Raw genomic sequence first — 25,493 nt, 5'->3', positions numbered from 1 at the left:
TGTAGCCGTGATAAAGAGGTCGTAATGCCAGGCAGCACCTTGTTCAAAGCGTTTGTTTTGTTTATCGCCCTTTGGGCTCCCGTCACTCAGGCCGATTCCGGTTGGCAACCTGTCAAGGAAACAATCCGTAAGAGCGATAAGGACACCCGTGAGTATCAGGCGATTCGTCTTGATAACGGGATGACCGTGCTGCTGGTTTCCGATCCTCAGGCGGTGAAATCGCTCTCCGCGCTGGTTGTGCCGGTGGGTTCGCTGGAAGATCCTGACGCCCATCCTGGACTGGCGCACTACCTTGAGCACATGACGCTGATGGGCTCTAAAAAATACCCACAGCCTGACAGCCTGTCCGAATTTCTGAAAATGCATGGCGGCAGCCACAACGCCAGTACCGCGCCGTATCGCACCGCGTTTTACCTGGAAGTGGAAAATGATGCGCTTGATGGGGCGGTGGACCGTCTGGCGGATGCCATCGCCGCACCGCTGCTGGATAAAAAATACGCTGACCGTGAACGTAATGCCGTAAACGCCGAACTGACGATGGCGCGCACGCGAGACGGTATGCGCATGGCGCAGGTTAGTGCTGAAACCATCAATCCGGCGCACCCGGGTTCGCGCTTCTCAGGCGGCAACCTTGAAACGCTGAGCGACAAGCCAGGTAGCCCGGTGCTCGATGCGCTGCATGCGTTTCGTGAAAAATACTATTCCGCCAATCTGATGAAAGCGGTTATCTACAGCAATAAACCGTTGCCGACGCTGGCAAACATGGCCGCGCAGACCTACGGCAGGGTGCCAAATAAAAATATCGATCTGCCGCAGATTAACGTGCCGGTTGTCACGGACGCGCAAAAAGGCATTGTTATTCACTATGTGCCGGCCTTGCCGCGCAAGGTGTTACGCGTTGAATTCCGTATTGATAACAACACGGCGCAGTTCCGTAGCAAAACCGACGAGCTGGTGACGTATCTTATCGGCAACCGCAGCCCGGGTACGCTCTCCGACTGGCTGCAAAAGCAGGGGCTGGTGGAAGGTATTCGCGCTGACTCCGATCCCGTTGTAAACGGGAATAGCGGCGTGCTGGCCATCTCCGCGACGCTGACCGATAAAGGGCTGGCTCACCGGGACGACGTCGTTGCGGCCATTTTCAGTTACCTCTCTCTGCTGCGCGATAAAGGCGTCGATAAACGCTACTTTGACGAGCTGGCGCACGTGCTGGATCTCGATTTCCGCTATCCCTCTATCACGCGTGATATGGACTACGTTGAGTGGCTGGCAGATACCATGATCCGCGTGCCGGTGGAACATACGCTGGATGCGGTAAATATTGCCGACCAGTATGACGCCGGAGCGCTCAAAGCGCGTCTGGCGATGATGACTCCGCAGAATGCCCGCGTCTGGTATATCAGCCCGAACGAACCGCATAACAAAATGGCCTACTTCGTTGATGCCCCGTATCAGGTTGAAAAAATCAGCGAACAGACCTTTGCGGGCTGGCAGAAAAAGGCCGGGGAAATTGCGCTGAAGTTACCGGAGCTTAACCCCTACATCCCGGACGATTTCTCGCTGATCAAACCCGCAAAGGCGTATCCGCACCCGGAGCTGATTGTTGATGAGCCGACGCTGCGCGTGGTCTACACCCCAAGCCGCTATTTCGCCGACGAGCCAAAAGCGGATGTTAGCGTGGTGCTGCGTAACCCCAAAGCAATGGACAGCGCCAGAAACCAGGTGCTGTTTGCGCTTAACGATTATCTGGCCGGTATTGCTCTCGATCAGCTCAGCAACCAGGCTGCCGTTGGTGGTATCAGTTTCTCCACCAATGCCAATAACGGCCTGATGGTGAATGCCAACGGCTATACCCAGCGTTTGCCGCAGCTGTTCCAGGCGCTGCTGGACGGTTATTTCAGCTATACGCCTACGGAAGAACAGCTCGAGCAGGCTAAGTCCTGGTATGCCCAGATGATGGATTCTGCCGAGAAGGGTAAAGCCTACGATCAGGCGATTATGCCAGCACAGATGCTGTCGCAAATTCCGTACTTCCAGCGCGAAGATCGCCGCGCGTTATTGCCCTCAGTCACCTTAAAAGAGGTGCTGGCTTACCGTGATGCGCTGAAAACCAATACCCGTCCGGAGTTCCTGGTTGTAGGGAATATGAGCGAAGATCAGGCTAAAACGCTGGCGCAAAACGTCCGTGCGCAACTGGGTTCAAAAGGCGATGAGTGGTGCCGTAACCAGGATGTGCTGGTAGAGAAAAAGCAGAACGTGATCTTCGAAAAAGCGGGAAGCAGCACGGATTCCGCGCTGGCCGCGGTGTTTGTCCCTGTCGGTTATGACGAATTTACCAGCTCTGCCCAGAGTGCGGTGCTTGGTCAAATTATTCAGCCGTGGTTTTACAACCAGCTGCGCACCGAAGAGCAGCTGGGCTATGCGGTATTCGCTTTCTCTATGAATGTGGGCCGTCAGTGGGGGCTGGGCTTCCTTCTGCAAAGCAGCGACAAGCAACCCGCTTACCTGTGGCAGCGTTATCAGGCGTTCTTCCCGCAGGCGGAAGCAAAACTGCGCGCCATGAAGCCGGAAGAGTTTGCCCAGATCCAGCAGGCGGTTATCGCCCAGGTGATGCAGCCGCCGCAGACGCTGGGTGAAGAGGCCTCGCAGCTGAGCAAAGATTTTGATCGCGGTAATATGAAATTTGATTCGCGTGATAAAATAGTGGCCGAAATAAAACAGCTGACGCCACAAAAGGTTGCCGATTTCTTCCATCAGGCGGTAGTAAAACCGCAGGGTATGGCCATCCTGTCTCAGGTTTCTGGCAGCCAGAACGGGAAAACGGACTACGTAAAATCAAAAGAGTGGACCGTCTGGAAGAGCGTCAGCGCGCTGCAACAAACTATGCCCTGGAGTAAGAAAGAATGACCCATACCGCTGAGCCGCTTGATCCCCTAAGTTTACCTCTACAGGGTGAGCGACTGATTGAAGCCTCAGCGGGAACGGGAAAAACCTATACCATCGCCGCGCTCTATCTGCGTCTGCTGTTGGGGCTCGGCGGCAACGCCGCTTTTTCGCGCCCGTTAAGCGTGGAAGAGCTGCTGGTGGTAACCTTCACCGAAGCGGCCACTGCCGAGCTGCGTGGCCGTATTCGCAGCAACATTCATGAGCTGCGCATCGCCTGTTTGCGTCAGACGACGGATAACCCCCTCTACGCGAGCCTGCTGGACGAGATTGCGGATAAGCAACAGGCTGCGCAATGGCTGCTGCTGGCCGAGCGGCAAATGGATGAAGCGTCCGTCTTCACCATTCACGGTTTTTGTCAGCGCATGTTAAGCCTGAATGCGTTTGAATCCGGCATGCTCTTTGAGCAGCAGCTTATTGAAGATGAATCCGAGCTTCGCTATCAGGCCTGTGCGGATTTCTGGCGTCGTCACTGTTATCCATTGCAGCGCGACATTGCCGAAGCGGTTCACGCCCTGTGGAAAGGTCCGGAAGAGCTTCTTCGCGCCATCGACCGTTACCTGCAAGGCGAAGCGCCGGTCATTAAATCTCCGCCGCCTGCCGATGAAACGCTGGCCTCGCGCCATGAAAAGATCGTCGCCAAAATTGCGACGCTTAAGCAGAAGTGGAATGAGTCGGTTGGTGAAATTGATGCAATCATCGAAAACTCAGGCATCGACAGACGCAAGTTCAACCGTGGGAACCAGGGGAAGTGGATCGAAAAGATCAGCGTCTGGGCCCAGGAGGAGACGCGGGGCTACCAGCTTCCGGACGCGCTGGAAAAATTTTCGCAGCGCTTTTTGACCGAGCGAACCAAAGCCGACGGCATTGTGCCTGAGCATTCCCTGTTTGTGGCGATTGATGCGCTGCTTGCGGAGCCATTAACGCTCAATGACCTGATGATCACACGCGCCATGACGGAGATCCGCCAGGCCGTCGCGCGCGAAAAACGTCGCCGGGGCGAGCTGGGGTTTGATGACATGCTGAGCCGCCTGGACGAGGCGCTGTCCAGCGAGAATGGTGAAGCGCTCGCCAGCGCGATCCGTACCCGTTTTCCGGTGGCGATGATTGACGAATTTCAGGACACCGACCCTCAGCAGTACCGCATTTTTCGCCGCATCTGGCGACAGCAGCCCGACACTGCCCTGTTGTTGATAGGCGACCCTAAACAGGCGATTTACGCCTTCCGTGGCGCAGATATCTTCACCTATATGAAAGCCCGTAGTGAGGTTGTCGCGCATTACACGTTAGACACTAACTGGCGTTCCGCGCCGGGGATGGTTGAGAGCGTCAATGCGCTGTTCAGCCGTATGGAGACGGCGTTCATGTTCAATGAAATCCCTTTCCTGCCGGTGAAATCCGCCCCAAAAAACGCATCCCTGCGCTTCGAAGTCAGTAGCGCGGTGCAACCCGCCATGACCTTCTGGCTGCTGGAAGGGGAAGGCTATGGGGTTGCCGACTATCAGGCGGCGATGGCCCAGCACTGCGCCGCGCAAATCCGTGACTGGCTGAGCGCAGGCGCGCGCGGCGAGGCGCTGCTGTGGAAGGGGGAACAGGCGAATCCAGTTAAAGCCTCTGATATTACCGTGCTGGTGCGCAGTCGTCAGGAAGCGGCGCTAATCCGCGATGCGCTAACGTTGCTGGATATTCCGTCAGTGTATCTTTCTAACCGCGACAGCGTGTTCGACACGCTGGAAGCCCAGGAAATGCTCTGGCTGCTTCAGGCGGTGCTGGCCCCGGAGCGCGAAAATACGCTTCGAAGCGCGCTGGCCAGTTCCATGCTGGGGTTGAACGCGCGCGATATTGATGAGCTCAACCATGACGAAAACGCATGGGATACGGTGGTGGAAGAGTTTGTCCATTACCGTGAACGCTGGCAAAAACGCGGCGTCATGGCGATGCTGCGCGAATTGATGACGCGGCGCCAGATTGCCGAAAATATGCTGGCGTCATCGGGCGGTGAAAGGCGTCTTACCGATATTTTACACATCAGCGAACTGTTGCAGGAAGCCGGCACCCAGCTTGAAAGTGAACATGCCCTCGTGCGCTGGCTGGCGCAGCAAATCGCGGATCCAAACAGTAACGCCTCAAGCCAGCAGATGCGTCTTGAGAGCGATAAGCATCTGGTGCAAATCGTCACCATTCACAAATCGAAAGGTCTCGAGTATCCGCTGGTCTGGCTGCCCTTTATCGCCAACTACCGCGTTCAGGATCAGGCCTATTATCATGACCGCGAGACTTTCGATGCGGTGCTCGATCTCAGCAAGGCGGAAACCAGCGTTGAGCTGGCGGAAGCGGAGCGTCTGGCGGAGGATTTGCGCCTGCTTTACGTGGCGCTGACCCGTTCTGTCTGGCATTGCAGCCTGGGCGTCGCGCCGGTTTTCCGCCGTCGCGGGGAGAAAACAGGGGAGAGCGATTTCCATTTAAGCGCCTTAGGGCGGCTTATTCAGCGTGGTGAGCCTAAAGATGCGGCGGGGTTGCGCCTCTGTATTGAGTCGCTTTGCGGAGACGATATCGCCCTCCATATCCCTTCTCTGCCAGACAACAGCCGCTGGGAAATGGCGCAAGAGCCCGCGACCGATCTTAACGCGCGCCAGATCACACGGGTGCTTGCCGACGACTGGCGCGTCACCAGCTATTCTGGCCTGCAACAGCACGGGCAAAGTATTGCGCAGGATCTCATGCCGAAGCTGGACGTGGATGCCGCAGGGGTGGGCGATGTTCCGGTTGAACCGACGTTAACTCCACATCAGTTCCCACGCGGCGCGTCGCCGGGCACCTTTTTGCACAGCCTCTTTGAAGAGCTTGATTTCACCCAGCCTGTCAGTGAGGAGTGGGTGCTGAAGATGTTGCAGAGCGGAGGCTATGACGCGCACTGGCAGCCCGTTCTCACTGACTGGATCAACGCCATTTTGCAGGCGCCGCTGACGGCGCAGGGCTTCTCTCTTCGCCAGTTAACGGCCAAAAATAAGCAGGTTGAGATGGAGTTTTATCTGCCCGTCGCAGGCCCGCTTAAGGCCGACGCGCTCGATGCGCTTATCCGTCAGTACGATCCGCTCTCAGCCGGTTGCCCGCCGCTGAACTTCCGTCAGGTGCAGGGCATGCTGAAAGGGTTTATCGACCTGGTCTTCCGTCACGAAGGACGGTACTACCTGCTGGATTACAAATCAAACTGGCTGGGCGAGAACAGCGAAGCCTATACCCAGCAGGCGATGGCGGCCGCCATGCAAATGCATCGCTACGATCTGCAATATCAGCTCTATACCCTGGCGCTGCACCGCTATTTGCGCCACCGTATTGCGGATTACCGCTACGACGATCATTTTGGCGGCGTCATCTACCTGTTCCTGCGCGGGGTCGACGCTGCCGATCCGCGCTCCGGGATCTTCAGCACCCGTCCGGATGCGGAATTGATTAATAAAATGGATAACCTGTTTGCAGCAAACACGGAGGAGATGGCATGACGATGCAGGACTTATTGCTGGATGCGGTAGAGCAACGCGTGCTGCGTCAGCTGGACGTGCAGTTTGCCATGATGATTGCCGCTGACCAGCCCGCCGTGATGCTTGCCGCTGCCCTGTTGAGTAAAGACGCCGGAGAGGGGCATGTGTGTCTGCCGCTCTCGCGTCTGGTGGCTGACGAGAAAATGCCGCCTGTCCTCCAGTCCTGCTTTGCGCTGCTGGGGGAGACGGTGGACTGGCAGAAAATCTTGCGTGAATCGTCAGCCGTCGGGCCGGGAGACAACCAGGCACCGCTGATCCTGACGGGGGAGCGCTTATACCTGAACCGCCTGTGGCGAAACGAACTGACGGTAGCGCGTTTCTTTAGTGAGACCAATGCGCCGCTTCCCTGCGACGAAGCACAGCTTCGCCAGACGCTGGACAGGCTGTTTGACTCCGGTGAGGCCACAGACTGGCAGAAAGTGGCGGCAGCCGTCGCCCTGACGCGGCGGATCTCGGTGATATCCGGCGGCCCGGGAACCGGGAAAACAACGACCGTCGCAAAGCTGCTGGCAGCCCTGATACAGCTTTCAGGCGAGCAGCGATGCCGTATTCGTCTGGCGGCGCCCACCGGGAAGGCCGCGGCGCGTCTGACCGAATCACTGGGCGGTGCGATGCAACGGCTGCCGCTCACCCAGGAGCAGCTTGCGCTTTTCCCGGGTGAAGCAAGTACTCTGCACCGTCTGCTCGGCGCGCAGCCGGGTAGCCAGCGGCTGCGCTACCATGCGGGCAATCCGCTGCATCTGGACGTGCTGGTGGTGGATGAAGCCTCCATGATCGACCTGACCATGATGTCGCGCCTGATCGATGCGCTACCACCCCATGCGCGCGTGGTTTTCCTGGGCGATCGCGATCAGCTCGCCTCTGTAGAAGCCGGGGCGGTGCTGGGAGATATCTGTACCTACGCCAGTTACGGTTATACCCCCGCGCGGGCGCAGGAGCTCGCCCGTCTGACCGGTTGCTCGCTTGAACCCGATCACACGCCGATCGCGGGCGCACTGCGTGACAGCCTGTGCCTGCTGCAAAAAAGCTACCGTTTCGGCAGCGACTCCGGCATCGGCCAGCTGGCTGCGGCGGTCAACCGTGGCGACAGGCACGCCACGCGCACGGTGTTTGACGGTTCCTTCGCTGACATTGAAAAGAAATCGCTGCAAAGCGGGGAAGAGTATCAGGCTATGCTTGAGGAGGCTCTCCAGGGATACCAGCATTTTCTGAGCTGCGTGCAGCAGCGCAGTCAGCCGGGGCAGGTCATCGCCGCATTTGGCGAATACCAGCTTCTGTGCGCATTGTGGGAAGGGCCGTTTGGCGTCACGGGCCTGAACGACAGGCTGGAGCAGTTGCTGGTGCAGAAGCGCAAAATTAACCGTCAACAGCATTCGCGATGGTATGAAGGCCGGCCAGTGATGATCTCCCGCAACGACAGTGCGCTGGGGCTGTTCAACGGCGATATCGGCATTGCGCTCGATCGCGGTAACGGACTGCGCGTCTGGTTCCAGCTACCGGACGGCAGCGTGAAGTCCGTCCAGCCCAGCCGCCTGCCAGAGCATGAAACGGCATGGGCGATGACGGTACACAAATCTCAGGGCTCCGAGTTCAACCATGCGGCGCTGATCCTGCCGACCCAGCTGTCGCCGGTTGTGACCCGCGAGCTGGTCTACACCGCCATTACCCGTGCGCGCCAGCGTCTGTCGCTGTATGCGGATGAGCGCGTGTTGAGTCAGGCGATAGCCACCCGTACTGAGCGCAGAAGCGGATTAAGCGTGATATTTGAATCTGTCTGAGTGAACGCCCTCTCCAGCAGGAGAGGGTGACTGTTATCCCAGGTCCGCCATTAACACTTTCGAGCGGCGCTGGTAGTTGTACATCTCTTTCTTACTTTCCGGCAGGGAATCAATATCCACCGGCGTGAAGCCGCGCTCTTGGAACCAGTGAATGCTGCGCGTGGTAAGCACGAACAGCTTGCTCAGACCCATCTGGCGCGCCTGTGCCGCCACGCGTTCAAGCAGCAGCTCCCCCCGTGAGGAGCTACGGTAATCAGGATGCACGGCGACGCATGCCATTTCGCCAATCTGCTCTTCCGGGAACGGATAAAGTGCCGCACAGGCAATGGTCAGGTTATCCCGCTGAATGATGGTGAACTTGTCGATCTCCATCTCCAGCTGCTCGCGGGATCGGCGAACCAGAATGCCCTGTTGTTCCAGCGGACGGATCAGCTCCAGAATGCCGCCGATATCGTTGATGGTGGCACGGCGGATCTGCTCGGCGCTCTCCATGACGATCTGCGTACCGATCCCGTCACGGGAGAACAGCTCCTGCAACAGCGCGCCGTCTTCCTGATAGCTGATCAGGTGGCTGCGGCGCACCCCGCTACGGCACGCTTTAACGGCGCCGCGCAGAAAACGCACGGTACCGGAATAGTAATCGCCTTCTGCTTCCAGCGCTTCGACGCGCGCCTGGGCTTCATTCGGAAAAAGTTCTGGCACAATCACGCCCTCATCGTTCACGACACCCTGTGAGGAGCAAAAGCCGATCATTTTTTCCGCTTTCAGCTTGATGGCCAACTGGGTGGCAATCTCTTCTGAGGTCAGATTAAAACTTTCACCCGTTACGGAGACGGCAACGGGTCCCATCAGGACGATCGCGCCATTATCTAACTGGCGGTGAATGGCTTCTTCATCAATACGGCGGATGCGGCCGCTGTGGCAGTAGTCCACGCCATCGTCCACGCCGAGCGGCTGAGCGATGATAAAGTTGCCGCTCACCACGTTGATGTGCGCGCCCTGCAACGGCGTATTATTCAGGCTCATCGACAGGCGGGCGGTGATATCGAGCTGCAACAGACCCGCCGCCTGTTTGACCAGCTCGAGGGTTTTCGCATCCGTCACGCGCGTGTGTTTGTGGTAGATCGGCTCATGGTGATGGGCGGCCAGGTTGGCTTCAATTTGCGGACGTGCGCCATACACCACCACCAGACGGATGCCGAGGCTGTGCAGCAGGCCGATATCATTGACGATGCTGGAAAAGTTTTCATGCTCAATGGCTTCGCCGCCAAGCATGATGACAAACGTTTTTCCCCGATGGGTGTTGATATAGGGAACAGAATGGCGGAATCCCTGGACCAGTTCGGTTCTGCGTTCCTTAACCATGACACAACCCCTAGTGAATGTTTATTCGTAATTTCTGTATTTTTATTCGATTGTGGCCGCGTGTGCAAGCCTAAATTTTCTGCGACCCACAGAAAATAATAAGTAATCCGTGCGTTAACGTATGATTGTTTACCCTTTTATAGATGACAGTTTATGCGTCATTCGTTAAAGTTTTCGGTCAATTTGGGCGTTTTGTTCATCAATCAGATTTCTTGCTCGGGAGAAGCATGTCGGGATCCAATTCAGCAATAAGCCGCCGCCGCCTGTTAAAAGGGGCCGGGGCGATGTGGTTGCTTAGCGTCAGCCAGGTGGGTCTTGCCGCCACAAGCCAGGTAGTCGCGGTGCGCGTCTGGCCGTCGTCGACCTATACGCGCGTGACGGTCGAGTCCAATCGCGTGCTGAAATACAAGCAATTTGCCCTCAGCAATCCTGAACGTGTGGTGGTTGATCTCGAAGGTGTGAACCTCAACTCCGTGCTTAAAGGCATGGCAGCTCAGATCCGTGGCGACGATCCGTTTATCAAATCGGCGCGCGTCGGGCAGTTCGATCCGCAAACCGTGCGCATGGTGTTTGAGCTGAAGCAGAACGTGAAACCTCAGCTCTTTGCCCTTGCGCCTGTAGCCGCCTTTAAGGAGCGTCTGGTGATGGATCTCTATCCGGCGAATGCGACGGATATTCAGGATCCGCTCCTGGCATTACTTGAGGATTACAACAAAGGCGATCTCGACAGCCAGGTTCCGCCAGCGCAAAGTGGCCCACAGCCGGGCAAGGCGGGGCGCGATCGCCCGATTGTGATCATGCTCGATCCTGGCCACGGCGGAGAAGATTCCGGCGCCGTCGGGAAATATCGCACCCTCGAAAAAGATGTGGTGCTGCAAATTGCCCGTCGTCTGAAGGCGTTGATCGACAAAGAGGGCAATATGCGCGCCTACATGACGCGCAACGAAGATGTCTTTATCCCGCTGAAGGTCCGCGTGGCAAAAGCGCAAAAGCAGCGCGCGGATCTGTTTGTCTCTATTCACGCGGATGCCTTCACCAGCCGCCAGCCGAGTGGATCTTCAGTGTTTGCCCTGTCAACGAAAGGGGCGACCAGTACCGCCGCGAGATACCTGGCGGACACGCAGAACGCCTCGGATTTAATTGGTGGCGTGAGCAAAAGTGGCGACCGTTACGTCGACCATACGATGTTTGATATGGTGCAGTCGCTGACCATTACCGACAGCCTGAAGTTTGGTAAAGCGGTGCTGGGCAAGCTGGGCCGGGTCAACAAGCTGCACAAAAACAGCGTCGAGCAGGCCGGATTTGCGGTCCTGAAAGCGCCAGATATTCCATCCATTCTGGTCGAAACCGCGTTTATCAGTAACGTGGAAGAGGAACGTAAGCTCAAGACGGCTAAATTCCAGCAGGAAGTGGCGGAGTCGATTCTGGCGGGGATCCGGGCCTACTTCTCAGACGGGGAAACGCTGGCGCGGCGGGGGTAGGGCATTAAGCCGGGTATCATGCCCGGCATTTTCACAAACGCCAGATACAAAAAAACACCCTTCAGGGTGTTTATTGTTTTAAGAAGTGTTGGTTGCGGGGGCCGGATTTGAACCGACGACCTTCGGGTTATGAGCCCGACGAGCTACCAGGCTGCTCCACCCCGCGTCCGTGGAAGCGCACTATACTCGGATAGGTTTGTGATGCAACCCCTTTTTCACATAATTCATTATTTTGTATGCAAAATGAACGGCAAAAGCCACTTTGGACTATTTTTTGTGCAGAATTTGCCAAAGGGAAGGCGATTGCATTTCATTAACACGGTGGGTTTGTTATCTTCATCTCGCGGAATTGGGCAACTAAAAGACGAGATATAATGAAAGGACGTTGGGCGAAGTATCTGATGACAGGCGCAATGGTGGCGATTCTTGCGGCCTGCTCTTCCAAACCGACCGATCGCGGTCAACAGTATAAAGACGGGAAGTTATCCCAGCCTTTCTCTTTAGTTAACCAGCCAGACGCCGTGGGCGCTCCGATCAATGCCGGAGACTTCTCCGAGCAGGTCTACCAGATCCGCACTGCTTCTCCGCGTTTATACGGTTCGCAGAACAACGTCTATAGCGCCGTGCAGGACTGGCTGCGTGCAGGCGGTGATACCCGCAATATGCGCCAGTTTGGTATCGATGCCTGGCAGATGGAGGGGGCGGATAACTACGGTAACGTCCGGTTCACCGGTTACTACACCCCGGTTGTCCAGGCGCGACACACACGCCAGGGCGAGTTCCAGTATCCCATTTACCGTATGCCGCCGAAACGCGGTCGTCTGCCGTCCCGCGCCGAGATCTACGCTGGCGCGCTGAGCGAAAATTACGTGCTGGCCTACAGCAACTCCCTGATGGACAACTTCATTATGGACGTGCAGGGCAGCGGCTATATTGATTTTGGCGACGGCTCGCCGCTGAACTTCTTTAGCTACGCCGGGAAAAATGGCCATGCCTATCGCAGCATCGGTAAGGTGCTCATCGACCGTGGCGAAGTGAAACGAGAAGATATGTCGATGCAGGCGATCCGCGAGTGGGGCGAAAAACACAGCGAAGCGGAAGTGCGTGAGCTGCTTGAGCAGAACCCATCGTTTGTCTTCTTCAAACCGCAGAACTTTGCGCCGGTGAAAGGGGCGAGCGCCGTCCCGCTGATTGGCCGCGCTTCTGTGGCATCGGATCGTTCGATTATCCCGGCAGGTACTACGCTGCTGGCGGAAGTTCCACTCCTCGACAACAACGGCAAATTCAACGGCAAGTATGAATTACGCCTGATGGTGGCGCTGGACGTGGGTGGGGCGATCAAAGGCCAGCACTTCGACATTTATCAGGGCATCGGCCCGGATGCCGGCCATCGTGCAGGCTGGTATAACCACTACGGACGCGTGTGGGTGCTGAAGGCAGCGCCGGGTACCGGAAACGTATTCAGCGGCTGATTGTGGTATTCTGAGGGCAAGACGGATTACGGTTCAGGGTGAGGAATACCTCACCCTTTTTACATCTGAGGTTTTATGTCTGTGGTAATCAGCGATGCCTGGCGCCAGCGTTTCGGCGGCACGGCACGGTTATATGGTGAAAAAGCCCTGCAACTGTTCGCGGATGCGCATGTCTGCGTGGTGGGCATTGGTGGTGTGGGTTCGTGGGCGGCAGAAGCGCTGGCGAGAACCGGCATTGGCGCAATTACGTTGATTGATATGGATGACGTCTGCGTCACTAACACTAACCGTCAGATCCACGCCCTGCGTGATAACGTCGGTCTGGCGAAGTCCGAGGTGATGGCGGAGCGTATTCGTCTCATCAACCCGGAGTGTAGTGTGACGGTGATCGACGACTTTGTGACGGCAGATAACGTCGCGGAGTACATGAGCAAAGGCTACAGCTATGTGATTGATGCCATCGACAGCGTGCGGCCAAAAGCGGCGCTGATCGCTTACTGTCGTCGTTACAAGGTGCCGCTGGTGACAACGGGCGGCGCGGGTGGACAAATTGATCCGACGCAGATCCAGGTGGCGGATCTGGCGAAGACCATTCAGGATCCGCTGGCCGCTAAGCTACGCGAGCGCTTAAAAAGCGACTTCAACGTGGTGAAAAATAGCAAAGGCAAGCTGGGCGTGGACTGTGTGTTCTCGACAGAAGCGCTGGTTTATCCGCAGGCGGATGGTTCGGTCTGTGCAATGAAAAGCACGGCGGAAGGGCCAAAGCGGATGGATTGTGCCTCAGGGTTTGGAGCGGCCACCATGGTGACCGCCTCCTTCGGCTTTGTGGCGGTCTCTCACGCCCTGAAGAAGATGATGGCGAAGGCGGAACGTCAGGCCTGAGCCTGATGGGCGGCATCCAGTACCGCGTCGTTTAGCGCAATCAGTCCCTGACCGCGCGAGGCGCTAAGCTGCGCGCGAAGTCCCAGCTCATCAAACAGCGCCAGCGGAGAATGCGCCAGCAGCTCTGCGGCGCTTTTCCCTTCGATTGCGGTCAACAGCACCGCCAGCAGACCGCGAACAATGCGTCCCTCGCTGTCGCCGAAGAAATGCAGTTTCTCTCCGGATACGCTAAACCCAAGCCAGACGCGGTTCTCGCAGCCTGCGATCTCCTTCGCCTGTGATTTCAGCTCGTCTGACAGCGTGGGCAACTGTTTACCCAGCAGGATCAGCTGACGATATTTATCTTCCCACTGCGTGAGCGGGACGAAGGTCTGTTTTAACGTCTCTTCAGTAATAACGGTGCCGAACGGGTGCCCGGCTAAAGCTGAACTTGTCATTAATCCACCAGTAATTCCAGGGCGCGGTCGACGGCGGAAACCAGCGCATCGACGTCGCTTTTTGTATTGTACGGTGCAAACGAGGCGCGCAGGGTACCGCTCACGCCAATGGCCGCCAGCAGCGGCTGGGCGCAGTGCTGTCCGGCACGCAGGGCAATGCCGTATCCGGCAAGCAACGTCACCATGTCGCTATGGTGCACGCCCGCGAAATCAAAGGCGAGCAGGCTGGAGTCCTGGACGCGGAACGAACGAAAACCCGGACGTTTTTTCAGTTCTTCTTCCGCCAGCGTCGCCAGACCCCGGCTCCAGCTTTCAGCCTGAACCACGTCCGTTTCTGCCAGCCATTCGAGCGCTGCGCTCAGACCGATAACCCCGGCCACGTTTGGGGTACCGGCTTCCAGGCGGTAGGGTACATCCTGCGTTTTAAAACCGTCGAAGGTGACTTCGGTAATCATCTTGCCGCCGCCGAGCCACGGCGTCATCCGGGCCAGCAGTTCAGCTTTGCCGTACAGCGCGCCGATACCGGTTGGCCCGTACAATTTGTGTCCTGAGAAGGCATAGAAGTCGATATCCAGCGCCTGAACGTCAGCCGGAAAATGCACCACACCCTGCGCACCGTCGACCATCACCACCACGCCGCTGGCATGGGCAATCTCAATGGCACGCGCCAGATCCGGGCAGCCGCCGGTGACGTTGGACATCTGCCCCAGCGCCAGAATACGGCTGCGCGGCGTAATCAGCTCAGGCAGACGCGCCACGTCAGGCAGGAAGTCCGCACCCAACGGGAGCTTTACAACCTGTGCCCCGGTTTGTTCGGCCACCATCAGCCAGGGTACCAGGTTGGCGTGGTGTTCCGCCTCGCTGACGATGATCTCATCCCCGGGCTGCAACAGCGGACGCGCGTAACATTGCGCCACCATGTTAATGGCCTCGGTGGTGCCCCGCGTCCAGACGATGTTCTTACCGCTGTCAGCATTGATCAGGCGCGCGACCTGATCCCGTGCGGCTTCGTATTGCGCCGTTAAGCGCTGCGCGTCGGCATACTGGCTGCGGTGCACGTTCCCGGCGCTCAGGCTGTAAAACTGGCGGGTTGCCTCAATCACCGCCTGCGGTTTAAGGGCCGTGGCGGCGCTATCAAGATAAATGCCGGCATCGGCCAGCGCAGGAAACTGTGCGCGAAACTGCGCAGGACTGAAAGCGTTCATGGAATTCCTCATATCGATTCTACGATCGTCGCGCAAATTCATCGGCAGGGCAAGGAAGTTGATATCTATCAGATTTGTCTGCTTATCCTGGCGAGTCTGAAAAAGCAGGTTATGCTAAATAGTGTTAGGCGGATGTTTTAGCCTGTTATAAATCGAGGTTTGAATAGCATTAATTGCTAAAGGAGATAATCATGAAAAAGACAGCTGCAATCATTTCTGCCTGTGCGTTGACCTTTGCCCTGAGCGCCTGTTCTGGTAATAACTACGTAATGCATACCAACGATGGTCGATCTATCGTCTCTGAAGGGAAACCGACAACCGATAATGATACCGGGATGATTTCTTACAAAGATGCTAACGGGAACAAACAGCAGATCAACCGCAGTGATGTGAAAGAGATGAAGGAAATCGAGCATTAACAGTTAGATAAGCGAAAAAAAAGCACCGCAAGTTGGCGGTGCTACATTAATCACTATGGACAGACAGGGTAAATGTACAGGAAGTGAAAAATTGGTAGCGTTGCTACCGTGGTCTGAATCGCAGACCAATTGCAAACACAACAACACAACATCACAACCGTAAGCCAAAAGCCCTTCAGAACACGCATTCCAAAAAAAGCTTTTCGTTCCGGCTCAGGAAGTGCCGCCACTATAGGTATTTGCTGGTAGTTCCTCAACGGACAAATTATAATGGCTCAGATAAAAAAAACTAATAGGTTAAACTTTGTTTCCTATATGTTAAATCTCGTTAACATCTAAGCCAGATAACCATGTCCAAGCGATTGCCACCCCTAAATGCATTACGTGTTTTTGATGCAGCAGCACGCCACCTCAGCTTCACCCGCGCAGCCGATGAGCTTTTTGTGACACAGGCCGCAGTAAGTCATCAAATCAAGTCTCTGGAGGATTTTCTGGGGCTTAAGCTGTTCCGTCGACGCAACCGTTCGTTGCTGTTGACCGAAGAGGGGCAGAGCTATTTTCAGGATATTAAAGAGATTTTTTCCCAGCTGACGGAAGCCACTCGCAAGCTTCAGGCCCGGAGCGCAAAAGGCGCTCTGACTGTGAGTTTATTGCCCAGTTTTGCCATTCAGTGGCTGGTGCCGCGACTCTCAAGCTTTAACTCAACTTATCCGGGAATCGATGTCCGAATCCAGGCGGTGGACCGTCAGGAAGACAAGCTGGCAGATGATGTGGACGTGGCGATTTTTTACGGTCGCGGTAACTGGCCGGGCTTGCGTGTGGAAAAATTATACGCAGAATATCTGTTGCCGGTCTGTTCACCGCTGCTGCTGACGGGGGATAAAGCGCTCAAAACGCCCGCCGATCTGGCGCAACATACGCTTTTGCACGATGCTTCGCGTCGCGACTGGCAAACTTATACCCGCCAGTTAGGTCTTAATCATATAAACGTGCAGCAGGGGCCCATTTTTAGCCACAGCGCGATGGTGCTACAGGCTGCCATTCACGGGCAGGGCGTGGCGTTGGCAAACAACGTTATGGCGCAGTCCGAAATTGAGGCAGGCCGTCTGGTTTGCCCATTTAACGATGTACTGGTCAGCAAGAATGCATTTTATCTGGTTTGTCATGACAGTCAGGCAGAACTGGGTAAAATAGCCGCTTTCCGGCAGTGGATACTGGCGAAAGCGGCAAGCGAGCAAGAAAAATTCCGCTTCAGGTATGAACAATAACGTTTGTGTGCCGGGCACGCATCAATTCAGGACTTAAACATGACCAGCCGATTCATGCTGATTTTCGCCGCGGTGAGTGGCTTTATTTTTGTAGCTCTGGGCGCGTTTGGCGCGCATGTCTTAAGCAAATCTCTGGGCGTTGTGGAGATGGGTTGGATCCAGACCGGCCTTGAATATCAGGCGTTCCACACGCTGGCAATTTTTGGGCTGGCGGTGGCGATGCAGCGCCGCATCAGCATCTGGTTTTACTGGAGCAGCGTCTTTCTGGCGCTGGGTACCGTACTGTTCAGCGGCAGTCTTTACTGTCTGGCGCTGTCGCATTTACGCCTGTGGGCGTTTGTTACACCTGTCGGCGGCGTCAGCTTCCTGGCGGGTTGGGTGTTAATGTTTATCGGAGCTATCCGTCTGAAACGCAAGGGCGTTGTTCATGAATAAGGTTGTTTTATATTGTCGCCCGGGGTTTGAGAAAGAGTGCGCCGCGGAAATCACCGATAAAGCGGCGAAGCGTGAAGTCTTCGGATTCGCTCGCGTCAAAGAGAACGCGGGCTATGTGGTATTTGAATGCTATCAGCCTGATGATGCCGACAAGCTGGCGCGCGAACTGCCGTTCAGCTCATTGATTTTCGCCCGTCAGATGTTTGTCGCGGGCGAACTGCTGAAAGATCTTCCGCCGGAAGATCGCATCACGCCGATTGTTGGCCTGTTGCAGGGTGTGGTGGAGAAGGGCGGCGATTTGCGCGTGGAAGTGGCCGACACCAACGAAAGCAAAGAGCTGATGAAGTTCTGCCGTAAGTTCACCGTGCCGCTGCGCGCGGCGCTGCGTGATGCGGGTGTGCTGACAAACTACGAAACGCCAAAGCGCCCGGTCGTGCATATCTTCTTTATTGCGCCAGGATGTTGCTACGCCGGCTACTCGTATACCACCAATAATTCGCCGTTCTTTATGGGGATCCCGCGTCTGCGCTTCCCGGCAGATGCGCCGAGCCGTTCAACCCTGAAGCTGGAAGAGGCGTTTCACGTCTTTATCCCGGCGGACGAGTGGGACGAACGTCTGGCAAACGGCATGTATGCCGTCGACCTTGGCGCGTGCCCGGGCGGCTGGACCTATCAGCTGGTGAAACGCAATATGTGGGTTTCGTCTGTGGATAACGGCCCGATGGCGCAAAGCCTGATGGATACCGGGCAGGTCACCTGGCTGCGTGAGGACGGCTTCCGCTATCGCCCGAACCGCAACAACATCTCCTGGATGGTGTGCGACATGGTAGAAAAACCGGCGAAAGTCGCGGCGCTGATGGCCTCCTGGCTGGTGAACGGCTGGTGTCGTGAGACGATTTTCAACCTCAAGCTGCCGATGAAAAAGCGCTACGAAGAGGTGTCGCAGAACCTGGCCTATATTCAGCAGCAGCTGGACGAACACGGGATTAACGCGGAAATCCAGGCGCGTCAGCTTTATCACGACCGCGAAGAAGTGACGGTCCATATCCGTCGCTGGTGGGCGGCAGTGGGTGGGCGTCGCGACGAGCGATAACGTTTGTAACGCCCGGTGGCGCTGCGCTTACCGGGCCTACAAAATCGTGTAGTTGTTTTAACGTTCTAACCTTAACTGCTGTAAATTCCCGTCCAGCTGTAAATCCGTCTGTAGCGTCGCCACCTCCCGGCAGATAAACGCCATCTCTTTATGCGCCTCCAGCTTTTTGCGCCATTTTTCCGGCACTTCATCAAGCCTGGCGTAAATTCCTTCCAGACTCTGAAACTCCGTCAGCAGCTGTGCGGCGCTTTTGGGTCCAATACCGGCGACACCCGGCACTTTAGAGCTGCTGATCCCCGCCAGCCCCCAGTAATCCGGCAGTTGCTCAGGCGATACCCCAAACTCGCTGGCAATGAATGGCGCGTCCAGCCAGCGTTTTTGAAAGTAGTCCCGGATGCGGATCGTTGGTGAGAGCAGCTGGCAGTAGCCTTTGTCGGTTGAAACGATAGTTGCCTGATGCCCGGCGCTCGCGACTTTAACCGCCAGCGTTGCGGCTAAATCGTCAGCCTCATTACCGTGGGCGCCCCAGCACGGAACGCCGCGCTGCTCAAAGGCCGCGCGGATAGCGGGCATTTCTGCGTGCAGATCGTCCGGCATTGGCGCACGTCCGGCTTTGTAGTCCGGCAGGCGCTGGTGCCGCCAGCCGGTATTGCGTGCTTCATCGTCGAATACGGCAACAGCGTGGGTGGGTTCGCTATGGCGAATGAGCTGCTCCAGCGCGTGTAAACAGGTGTCCTTGCAGGGGGTGCCCTGTACCGCATGAATACGGCGAATCAGGTTAAGTGCATCGACGATAAGCAAATGAACGGCCACAGATAATCTCCCTTCTGTCTAATGGGTGAAGGGTAACACTGAGCGCAGCATGAAACTATGAATGGTGGGGAAAACAGGAAGAAGCCTCGCAAAACGAGGCTTCCTGAGAGGCTTAATCGCAGGTGACGATCTTCATCGCCAGGCCACCGCGGGAAGTTTCGCGGTATTTGGCGTTCATATCTTTACCGGTTTCGTACATGGTTTCGATAACCTTGTCGAGGCAGACGCGCGGTTCGCTGGTACGACGCAGCGCCATACGGGCCGCGTTCACCGCTTTCACAGAGGCGATGGCGTTACGCTCGATGCATGGCACCTGGACCTGTCCGCCGACCGGATCGCAGGTCAGCCCCAGGTTATGTTCCATGCCGATTTCCGCCGCAATACAAACCTGCGCAGGACTTGCGCCCAGTAATTCGGCCAGACCCGCCGCCGCCATAGAGCAGGCGACGCCCACTTCACCCTGACAGCCCACTTCCGCGCCGGAAATCGAGGCGTTCATCTTGTACAGTGAGCCAATCGCACTGGCGACCAGCATATACCGCGCGAGTGAGTTTGCATTCACTTCACGGATAAACTTGTCGTAATACGCCAGAACCGCCGGAACAATTCCGCACGCCCCGTTGGTTGGCGCGGTGACGACGCGGCCACCCGCGGCGTTCTCTTCGTTCACCGCCAGCGCGAACATGTTGATCCAGTCGACGACGGCCATCGGGTCGGTGGTGGTTTTGTCGGTGCTGACCAGCATGCGGCGCAGCGCAGCCGCACGACGCGGAACACGCAGTTTACCCGGCAGCACGCCTTCGGTGGTGATCCCGCGCTCAATGCCGCTGCGCATCACTTCCCAGACGTTAGCGAAGTGCTGTTCCAGCTCCTCTTTGCTGTGCAGGGCCAGCTCGTTTTTCATCATCAGGCCGGAGAGAGAAAGCCCTGTCTCCTGGCAGTGACGCTGTAAGTCGGCCGCGTTTTTGTAAGGGTACGGCACATCAACGGCAGAATTGGTGCTTTGACCAAAATGGTCCTCGTCGACGATAAACCCGCCGCCGATGGAGTAATACGTCTGGCTGTAAACCGCTTTGTCGCCGGCCAGCGCGGTAATGCGCATGCCGTTTTCGTGCAGCGACAGGTTATCTGCATGGAAATTCATGCAGTGATCAACCGGGAATTCAACCTCATGCTCGCCGTTCGCCAGCAGCAAACGACCATGGGTGTTCACGTCCTGGATAAAGCCAGGTATTGCATCAATATCAACGGTATCCGGCAGATTACCCGCCAGCCCCATGATAATGGCAATATCGGTATGGTGGCCTTTACCGGTCAGGGAAAGGGAACCATATACATCGACAACCACGCGGGTGATGTCGTGCAAAATGCCGCGTGCAATCAAGTCATCCGTGAATTGTTTACCGGCTTTCATTGGTCCGACGGTGTGAGAGCTGGAAGGACCAATACCGATTTTGAAGATATCGAATACGCTAATCATGATGCGTCCATTGCTTCAGTCAGAGGGGAGAAGTGCGCCGTCCGCAGACGGCGCAGGAGGTATTAGCTGAACAGCGAGTAGAAAATAGCGGAGATGGCAATCAGGCCCATCACAACAACGAACACGTTGCTGATATGGCCGCTGTATTTACGCATCGCAGGCACTTTCTGAATCGCGTACATCGGCATCAGGAACAGGATCATCGCGATAATCGGGCCGCCCAGGGTTTCAATCATGCCCAGAATGCTTGGGTTCAGGGTGGCTACCGCCCAGGTGGTCACCAGCATGAACAGCGCAGTGATTTTGTTCAGACGGTTGATTTCAATGGTCTTGCCTTTACCACGCAGAGATTTAATCACCATGCCGTTGAAGCCTTCACGTGCGCCCAGGTAGTGGCCCAGGAAGGATTTGGTGATGGCGATAATTGCGATGATCGGCGCCATCCACGCAATCAGCGGTGCGTTAAAGTGGTTTGCCAGGTAAGACAGAATAGAGATGTTCTGCTCTTTCGCCGCCGCCAGATCCGCCGGGGAGAGGCTCAGCACGCAGCTGAACACGAAGAACATTACGGTCAGTACCATCATGATGTGCGCGCGAGCCAGGATGCTGGAGCACTTCTTCTCTGCGCCATTGCCGTACTCTTCACGCTTCGCTACTGCGAAGGAAGAGATGATTGGCGAGTGGTTGAAGGAGAACACCATCACCGGGATCGCCAGCCACAGGGTCAGCAGCAGACCGTTGCCGGTCGTGGATGCGCTGCTCAGAGACAGGGTTTCCAGCGCAGCGCCGTTCCACTGTGGGATCAGGTATAGAGCCAGCACCATCAGAGCCGCAACAAACGGGAACACCAGCACGCTCATCGCTTTCACAATCATCTGCTCGCCGAAGCGCACGATGGTCATCATACCGACGATCAGGATCAGGGACAGAATCGCACGTGGCGGCGGGGTCATCTGAAGCTGGTGCATCATAAAGCTTTCTACGGTGTTGGTGATAGCAACGCTGTACACCAGCAGAATCGGGTAAATCGCGAAGAAGTAGAGCAGGGTAATCAGCTTACCTGCGCCGACGCCGAAGTGTTCTTCAACGACTTCAGTGATATCTTCGCCCGGGTTTTTACCGGACAGCACGAAGCGGGTCAGGCCTCGGTGCGCAAAGAAGGTCATCGGGAAGGCAATGAGGGCCATGATGATCAGCGGGATCATACCGCCGACACCTGCGTTGATAGGAAGGAACAGTACACCAGCGCCGATTGCTGTGCCGTACAGGCCAAGCATCCACATGGTATCCGTTTTGCGCCAACCGCTTCGGGATTCAATCGAAGCAACGGTGCTGGTTTGAGTGGTTTCCATCTGTATCTCCTGGAGGAAGCAAATTGTCAGGTTTTTAGTCAAATCCGATGAAAAAGCGCCTGACGGTAATATGAAATTCGTTCAGTGACGGTTTTTTAATAATTTTTGCCCGTAACTATTGGCGGGCGGAAAGATACATTCTAGTTATGAATCTATCAGTGATCGCGATCCCAAATGCAATAATCCACTTGTGATGTGGGTATCTTTAGACCATTTATCTGTTAAAAAAACATCAAAGAGAATTTACGGGCGCGAAGGCTACCATTAACGACATGTTTTCGAAAAGGTCGACCCGCGATATAGGTGTCTTTCGCTGTAAAGAAATGGGATTTTAGGATTTTCTGGCGGGTAATTTCGATTAAGGCTGATTATTTACGGTTTCAAAAACGAGGTAATCGTTTGCGCTGGCGTCAGATTTGTTAATAACATTGAAGATCGCTATGAATTGCAACACGAATAAAAAAGCCGGATGACGATCCGGCTTGAGAGGAGAGAAATGTCGCTTTACTTGATGATTTCGTAACACGGAATATAGGCAGAGCCTGGAAGCTTCATGCGGTGCTGAGCGACAAAGCCCTGCAACATGTCATCCATGCGGCGCATCATCTCCGGATCACCGTGGATCTTATACGGGCCAAACTCTTCAATTGCGCGTATCCCCACCTCTTTCACGTTCCCCGCCACAATGCCGGAGAAGGCGCGACGCAGGTCGGCAGCCAGCACTTCCACCGGCTGATCCGGATAGAGTTTGAGGTTCGCCATGTTCTCATGCGACGGCTCGAAGGGGATCTGAAGATCCGGTGCGATACGGATGGACCAGTTAAAGCTGTAGGCATCCCCGGTATCACGACGATTCTCTTTCACCAGCGGCATTGCTTTTTTCATCTGACGGGCCACTTCTGCGGCATCGTCAATAATAATGCGGTAGTGACGGCGCGCGTCTTCGCCCAGCGTATGCACGATAAACTCGTCCAGCACGCGGAAGTAGTCGGCGCTCTCTTTCGGGCCGGTCAGGATCAGCGGCAGGACCTGATCTTTGTTGGCCGGGTTCATCAGGATCCCGAGCAGATAAAGCAGCTCTTCCGCCGTACCTACGCCGCCCGGGAAGATGATGATGCCGTGCGCGATACGGACAAACGCCTCAAGACGCTTTTCGATATCCGGCATAATAATCAGTTCGTTAACCAGCGGGTTAGGCGGCTCAGCGGCGATGATCGACGGCTCGGTCATGCCGATAAAACGGCCTTCTTTATAGCGTTGCTGCGCGTGACCTACTGCCGCGCCTTTCATTGGCGCTTCCATCGCGCCAGGACCGCAACCGGTACAGATATTCAGTTCGCGCAGGCCGAGCTGCGTCCCCACGCGGCGGGCATACAGGTATTCGGTTTCGTTAATGGAGTGACCACCCCAGCAGACGACCATGTTCGGCGCTTCGCCCACGTGCAGGGCGCGGGCGTTACGCAGAATGGAGAAGACCAGGTTGGTGATATGAACGGAACTTTCCAGGTCAAGATGCTGGAATCGTCCGGCGTTGCTGATCTGTCCGTTAACAAACAGAATGTCGCGCAGCACGGCAAACAGGTTGGCCTGAAGTGAGCGAATAATACGCCCGTCGACAAAAGCGTCTTCCGGCGGGTTGATCACTTCCAGCTTCACCCCGCGCTCGCGGCGCAGCACGTTGATATCAAAACTTTCGAAGCGGGACAGCAGCTCTTTACTGTTGTCGGTCAGGCTTCCGGAGTTCAGTACGGCAAGTGAACAGTTACGAAACAGTTGATAAAGGTCGCTACTGGCGGTGCGTTTAAGCATGTCCACTTCCAGCTGCGACAACATATCCATAGAGCCAAGCGGGCTAATATGTGTAATCAAGTGAGCTCCTTATGGGACGATTATCGTCTTTCCCTGTTGATTACAATAGCCCTGGCTTATGACGTTTCACAACACTTCGGGCGGAATACCGCCCGCATATTGTGAAAATATTTATCTTACTGGCGCACCAGCCGTCCGGTGGCAGGGACAAAATCGGTATTGGTGCGCCACGGATTGATATCCAGACCGCCGCGACGGGTGTAGCGGGCGTAAACGCTCAGCTTTTCGGGCTGGCAGAAACGCTGGATGTCGTTGAAGATGCGCTCCACGCACTGCTCGTGGAATTCGTTGTGATGACGGAATGACACCAAGTAACGCAGCAGCTTTTCACGGTCAATCTGCGGGCCGCGGTACTGGATCTGTACCGAGCCCCAGTCCGGCTGATGGGTGATAAGGCAGTTGGATTTCAGCAGATGGCTGACCAGCGTCTCGTTGACCACTTTTCCGCCCGCCGCATTTTCCAGGTAGTCGGTGCTAAATTCATAGCTTTCCACCTCAATGTCCTGATCGTCGATGCAGGTGCCGTGGAAATGGGCGACAGGCTGTCCTTCCAGCTCATGCAGACGGTATAACGAGACGGTTACGTTCCCCTGCGCGCACGCGCTTAAATCACGCTCAAGCGTCTGTTGCACCTCGTCCCAGCTGTTAAATTTGGTCTGGTTAAAGCTGTTGAGATAGAGCTTAAAGCTCTTGGATTCGACCAGGTTTACGCTGGCGTAATCCAGCTCGACGTGGCCCACGGCCACCTGCGGCAGACCGCGCGCATTCAGCCAGGAGAGTTCGTACAGCGTCCAGATGTCGCCGCCGACAAACGGCAGCGCGTCAGCGTGCAGCCCGAGCGGATCGCGGTTCAGACTGCGCGGCACGCCCTGCAACAGGCTTGCATCGTAGGTGTCGCGGTAATCGGTCGATTTACCCAGCGTTAAGCCCGTTAACGCCTGATGATTTTCGTAAGACATGTTTCATAGCCACTTTACAGGTACACTTATGGGCTGAGTTTATCCTGTCTTACAAGAAGAGAGAAATCGGTGGATATCGAAACTGCAAATGCCCTGACGTCCTTCACGACCCGCTATTGCGATGCCTGGCATGAAAAGCGGGGGACGTGGCCGCAAAGTGCTGACTTATATGGCGTGCCGTCACCGTGCATTATCGCTTCGCAGGATGATTACGTTATCTGGCAACCGAAACCGTTCACGGTCGAGCAGAATGTAAATGCGGTTGAACGCGCGATGGACCTTGTGATACAACCTGCGCTTCATACATTTTATACCACGCAGTTTGCCGGGGATATGACTGCATGTTTTGCAGGACAGCCGCTGACGCTGCTGCAAACCTGGAGCGAAGACGATCTGCAACGCGTTCAGGAAAACCTCATTGGTCACCTGGTCACGCAAAAACGCCTTAAGCTCTCTCCGACTCTCTTTATTGCGACGCTCGACAGTGAACTGGACGTCATTTCAGTCTGCAATCTGTCTGGCGAGGTCATCAAAGAGACGCTCGGCACCCGCAATCGCGACGTTCTCGCGCCTTCACTTGCGGATTTTCTTACCCGAATTGAGCCGCTTCTGTAATCCATGATGCTACTGGACGTGTGAGAGATCTCTTACACGCTCTGTGAGACATCGCCGAAACAATTAGCATTGTCTTAGGGATTTC

General features: G+C 55.9%; 19 protein-coding genes and 1 tRNA gene. 11 read left to right on the top strand and 9 right to left on the bottom strand.

Annotated elements, in window-relative coordinates; genetic code table 11:
- Nucleotides 1-24 precede the first annotated feature (24 nt).
- From ptrA to recD, 3 genes are read left to right on the top strand one after another with little or no spacing between them, the layout of a single operon-like run.
- Nucleotides 25-2,907, top strand: coding sequence for a pitrilysin (ptrA, locus tag L379_RS05180; RefSeq protein ID WP_023304348.1), 2,883 nt, complete (start codon nt 25-27; stop codon nt 2,905-2,907).
- Nucleotides 2,904-6,446: an exodeoxyribonuclease V subunit beta gene (gene recB, locus L379_RS05185; protein WP_032654855.1), complete on the top strand. Its 3,543-nt coding sequence runs from the start codon at nt 2,904-2,906 to the stop codon at nt 6,444-6,446. Before ptrA ends, recB begins: the two co-directional genes overlap by 4 nt.
- Nucleotides 6,443-8,263, top strand: a complete 1,821-nt coding sequence (gene recD, locus L379_RS05190) for an exodeoxyribonuclease V subunit alpha (RefSeq protein WP_032654850.1) — start codon at nt 6,443-6,445, stop codon at nt 8,261-8,263. Before recB ends, recD begins: the two co-directional genes overlap by 4 nt.
- A 33-nt stretch (nt 8,264-8,296) precedes the next feature.
- Here the strand turns inward: recD and argA are convergent, their stop codons facing one another.
- Nucleotides 8,297-9,628: an amino-acid N-acetyltransferase gene (gene argA, locus L379_RS05195; protein WP_015571744.1), complete on the bottom strand. Its 1,332-nt coding sequence runs from the start codon at nt 9,626-9,628 to the stop codon at nt 8,297-8,299.
- 227 nt (nt 9,629-9,855) lie between these two features.
- On the opposite strand from argA, the gene amiC reads away from it, so the two are divergent.
- A complete protein-coding gene (gene amiC, locus L379_RS05200; RefSeq protein WP_032654847.1) occupies nt 9,856-11,109 on the top strand; it encodes an N-acetylmuramoyl-L-alanine amidase AmiC in 1,254 nt (417 codons plus the stop codon).
- A gap of 89 nt (nt 11,110-11,198) precedes the next feature.
- Here the strand turns inward: amiC and L379_RS05205 are convergent.
- Nucleotides 11,199-11,275 (bottom strand) — tRNA-Met (locus tag L379_RS05205).
- 208 nt (nt 11,276-11,483) lie between these two features.
- On the opposite strand from L379_RS05205, the gene mltA reads away from it, so the two are divergent.
- Entirely contained in the window at nt 11,484-12,581 is a 1,098-nt protein-coding gene (gene mltA, locus L379_RS05210; RefSeq protein WP_032654843.1) for a murein transglycosylase A, read from the top strand.
- A 75-nt stretch (nt 12,582-12,656) separates the two neighbouring features.
- Nucleotides 12,657-13,463 carry a tRNA cyclic N6-threonylcarbamoyladenosine(37) synthase TcdA gene (gene tcdA / locus L379_RS05215; RefSeq protein WP_015571741.1) on the top strand — a complete coding sequence of 269 codons (807 nt, stop codon included), beginning with the start codon at nt 12,657-12,659 and terminating at the stop codon, nt 13,461-13,463.
- Here the strand turns inward: tcdA and csdE are convergent.
- Nucleotides 13,454-13,900 carry a cysteine desulfurase sulfur acceptor subunit CsdE gene (gene csdE, locus L379_RS05220; RefSeq protein WP_015571740.1) on the bottom strand — a complete coding sequence of 149 codons (447 nt, stop codon included), beginning with the start codon at nt 13,898-13,900 and terminating at the stop codon, nt 13,454-13,456. The two genes, tcdA and csdE, sit on opposite strands and share 10 nt — an antisense overlap.
- Complete coding sequence (gene csdA, locus L379_RS05225; protein ID WP_015571739.1) at nt 13,900-15,105, bottom strand: cysteine desulfurase CsdA; 1,206 nt, start codon at nt 15,103-15,105, stop codon at nt 13,900-13,902. The genes csdE and csdA overlap by 1 nt, the downstream gene beginning before the upstream one ends.
- A gap of 191 nt (nt 15,106-15,296) precedes the next feature.
- Between csdA and L379_RS05230 the strand changes: the two genes are divergently transcribed.
- The 4 genes from L379_RS05230 to rlmM all read left to right on the top strand — a co-directional run bounded on the left by L379_RS05230 (nt 15,297) and on the right by rlmM (nt 18,320).
- Nucleotides 15,297-15,524 carry a YgdI/YgdR family lipoprotein gene (locus L379_RS05230; protein ID WP_015571738.1) on the top strand — a complete coding sequence of 76 codons (228 nt, stop codon included), beginning with the start codon at nt 15,297-15,299 and terminating at the stop codon, nt 15,522-15,524.
- Nucleotides 15,525-15,874: 350 nt separating this feature from the next.
- Nucleotides 15,875-16,792, top strand: a complete 918-nt coding sequence (gene gcvA, locus L379_RS05235; RefSeq protein WP_003862758.1) for a glycine cleavage system transcriptional regulator GcvA — start codon at nt 15,875-15,877, stop codon at nt 16,790-16,792.
- A gap of 39 nt (nt 16,793-16,831) precedes the next feature.
- Complete coding sequence (locus L379_RS05240) at nt 16,832-17,227, top strand: DUF423 domain-containing protein (protein WP_003862756.1); 396 nt, start codon at nt 16,832-16,834, stop codon at nt 17,225-17,227.
- Nucleotides 17,220-18,320 carry a 23S rRNA (cytidine(2498)-2'-O)-methyltransferase RlmM gene (rlmM, locus tag L379_RS05245; RefSeq protein WP_003862754.1) on the top strand — a complete coding sequence of 367 codons (1,101 nt, stop codon included), beginning with the start codon at nt 17,220-17,222 and terminating at the stop codon, nt 18,318-18,320. The genes L379_RS05240 and rlmM overlap by 8 nt, the downstream gene beginning before the upstream one ends.
- Before the next feature lie 57 nt (nt 18,321-18,377).
- On the opposite strand, the gene xni is transcribed toward rlmM, so the two are convergent.
- The 5 genes from xni to queF all read right to left on the bottom strand — a co-directional run bounded on the left by xni (nt 18,378) and on the right by queF (nt 24,793).
- Nucleotides 18,378-19,133 (bottom strand): flap endonuclease Xni, encoded by a 756-nt coding sequence (gene xni, locus L379_RS05250; RefSeq protein WP_023295348.1) that lies wholly within the window; start codon nt 19,131-19,133, stop codon nt 18,378-18,380.
- Between the two features lie 112 nt (nt 19,134-19,245).
- The gene (locus L379_RS05255; protein WP_015571736.1) at nt 19,246-20,613 is read right to left on the bottom strand and encodes an L-serine ammonia-lyase; all 1,368 of its coding nucleotides are present in this window, start codon (nt 20,611-20,613) and stop codon (nt 19,246-19,248) included.
- Nucleotides 20,614-20,675: 62 nt separating this feature from the next.
- On the bottom strand, nt 20,676-21,965 hold the full coding sequence (locus L379_RS05260; RefSeq protein ID WP_003862749.1) for an HAAAP family serine/threonine permease: 1,290 nt from the start codon (nt 21,963-21,965) through the stop codon (nt 20,676-20,678).
- Nucleotides 21,966-22,469: 504 nt separating this feature from the next.
- Complete coding sequence (gene ppnN / locus L379_RS05265) at nt 22,470-23,834, bottom strand: nucleotide 5'-monophosphate nucleosidase PpnN (RefSeq protein WP_003862748.1); 1,365 nt, start codon at nt 23,832-23,834, stop codon at nt 22,470-22,472.
- Between the two features lie 116 nt (nt 23,835-23,950).
- Entirely contained in the window at nt 23,951-24,793 is an 843-nt protein-coding gene (gene queF / locus L379_RS05270) for an NADPH-dependent 7-cyano-7-deazaguanine reductase QueF (RefSeq protein WP_015571734.1), read from the bottom strand.
- Between the two features lie 69 nt (nt 24,794-24,862).
- Here queF and syd point away from each other — a divergent pair, with 69 nt between their 5' ends.
- Nucleotides 24,863-25,408 (top strand): SecY-interacting protein, encoded by a 546-nt coding sequence (gene syd / locus L379_RS05275; protein ID WP_032654840.1) that lies wholly within the window; start codon nt 24,863-24,865, stop codon nt 25,406-25,408.
- The last annotated feature ends 85 nt before the right edge of the window (nt 25,409-25,493 follow it).

It is taken from the genome of Enterobacter sp. MGH 33 (assembly GCF_000534535.1).
In the GTDB taxonomy this organism is placed as follows: domain Bacteria; phylum Pseudomonadota; class Gammaproteobacteria; order Enterobacterales; family Enterobacteriaceae; genus Enterobacter; species Enterobacter hormaechei_C.
The sequence above is the reverse complement of the archived record's forward strand: the minus strand, read 5'-3'. Positions and strand labels throughout refer to the sequence as shown.

What these genes read in the sequence shown, in the direction of transcription:
- tcdA (WP_015571741.1), top strand. Translation starts at nt 12,657, where the DNA reads ATGTCTGTGGTAATCAGCGATGCCTGGCGCCAGCGTTTCGGCGGCACG.
- csdE (WP_015571740.1), bottom strand. Translation starts at nt 13,900, where the DNA reads ATGACAAGTTCAGCTTTAGCCGGGCACCCGTTCGGCACCGTTATTACT.
- rlmM (WP_003862754.1), top strand. Translation starts at nt 17,220, where the DNA reads ATGAATAAGGTTGTTTTATATTGTCGCCCGGGGTTTGAGAAAGAGTGC.
- L379_RS05230 (WP_015571738.1), top strand. Translation starts at nt 15,297, where the DNA reads ATGAAAAAGACAGCTGCAATCATTTCTGCCTGTGCGTTGACCTTTGCC.
- gcvA (WP_003862758.1), top strand. Translation starts at nt 15,875, where the DNA reads ATGTCCAAGCGATTGCCACCCCTAAATGCATTACGTGTTTTTGATGCA.
- L379_RS05255 (WP_015571736.1), bottom strand. Translation starts at nt 20,613, where the DNA reads ATGATTAGCGTATTCGATATCTTCAAAATCGGTATTGGTCCTTCCAGC.
- queF (WP_015571734.1), bottom strand. Translation starts at nt 24,793, where the DNA reads ATGTCTTACGAAAATCATCAGGCGTTAACGGGCTTAACGCTGGGTAAA.
- argA (WP_015571744.1), bottom strand. Translation starts at nt 9,628, where the DNA reads ATGGTTAAGGAACGCAGAACCGAACTGGTCCAGGGATTCCGCCATTCT.
- recD (WP_032654850.1), top strand. Translation starts at nt 6,443, where the DNA reads ATGACGATGCAGGACTTATTGCTGGATGCGGTAGAGCAACGCGTGCTG.
- csdA (WP_015571739.1), bottom strand. Translation starts at nt 15,105, where the DNA reads ATGAACGCTTTCAGTCCTGCGCAGTTTCGCGCACAGTTTCCTGCGCTG.
- L379_RS05260 (WP_003862749.1), bottom strand. Translation starts at nt 21,965, where the DNA reads ATGGAAACCACTCAAACCAGCACCGTTGCTTCGATTGAATCCCGAAGC.
- mltA (WP_032654843.1), top strand. Translation starts at nt 11,484, where the DNA reads ATGAAAGGACGTTGGGCGAAGTATCTGATGACAGGCGCAATGGTGGCG.
- L379_RS05240 (WP_003862756.1), top strand. Translation starts at nt 16,832, where the DNA reads ATGACCAGCCGATTCATGCTGATTTTCGCCGCGGTGAGTGGCTTTATT.
- amiC (WP_032654847.1), top strand. Translation starts at nt 9,856, where the DNA reads ATGTCGGGATCCAATTCAGCAATAAGCCGCCGCCGCCTGTTAAAAGGG.
- recB (WP_032654855.1), top strand. Translation starts at nt 2,904, where the DNA reads ATGACCCATACCGCTGAGCCGCTTGATCCCCTAAGTTTACCTCTACAG.
- ptrA (WP_023304348.1), top strand. Translation starts at nt 25, where the DNA reads ATGCCAGGCAGCACCTTGTTCAAAGCGTTTGTTTTGTTTATCGCCCTT.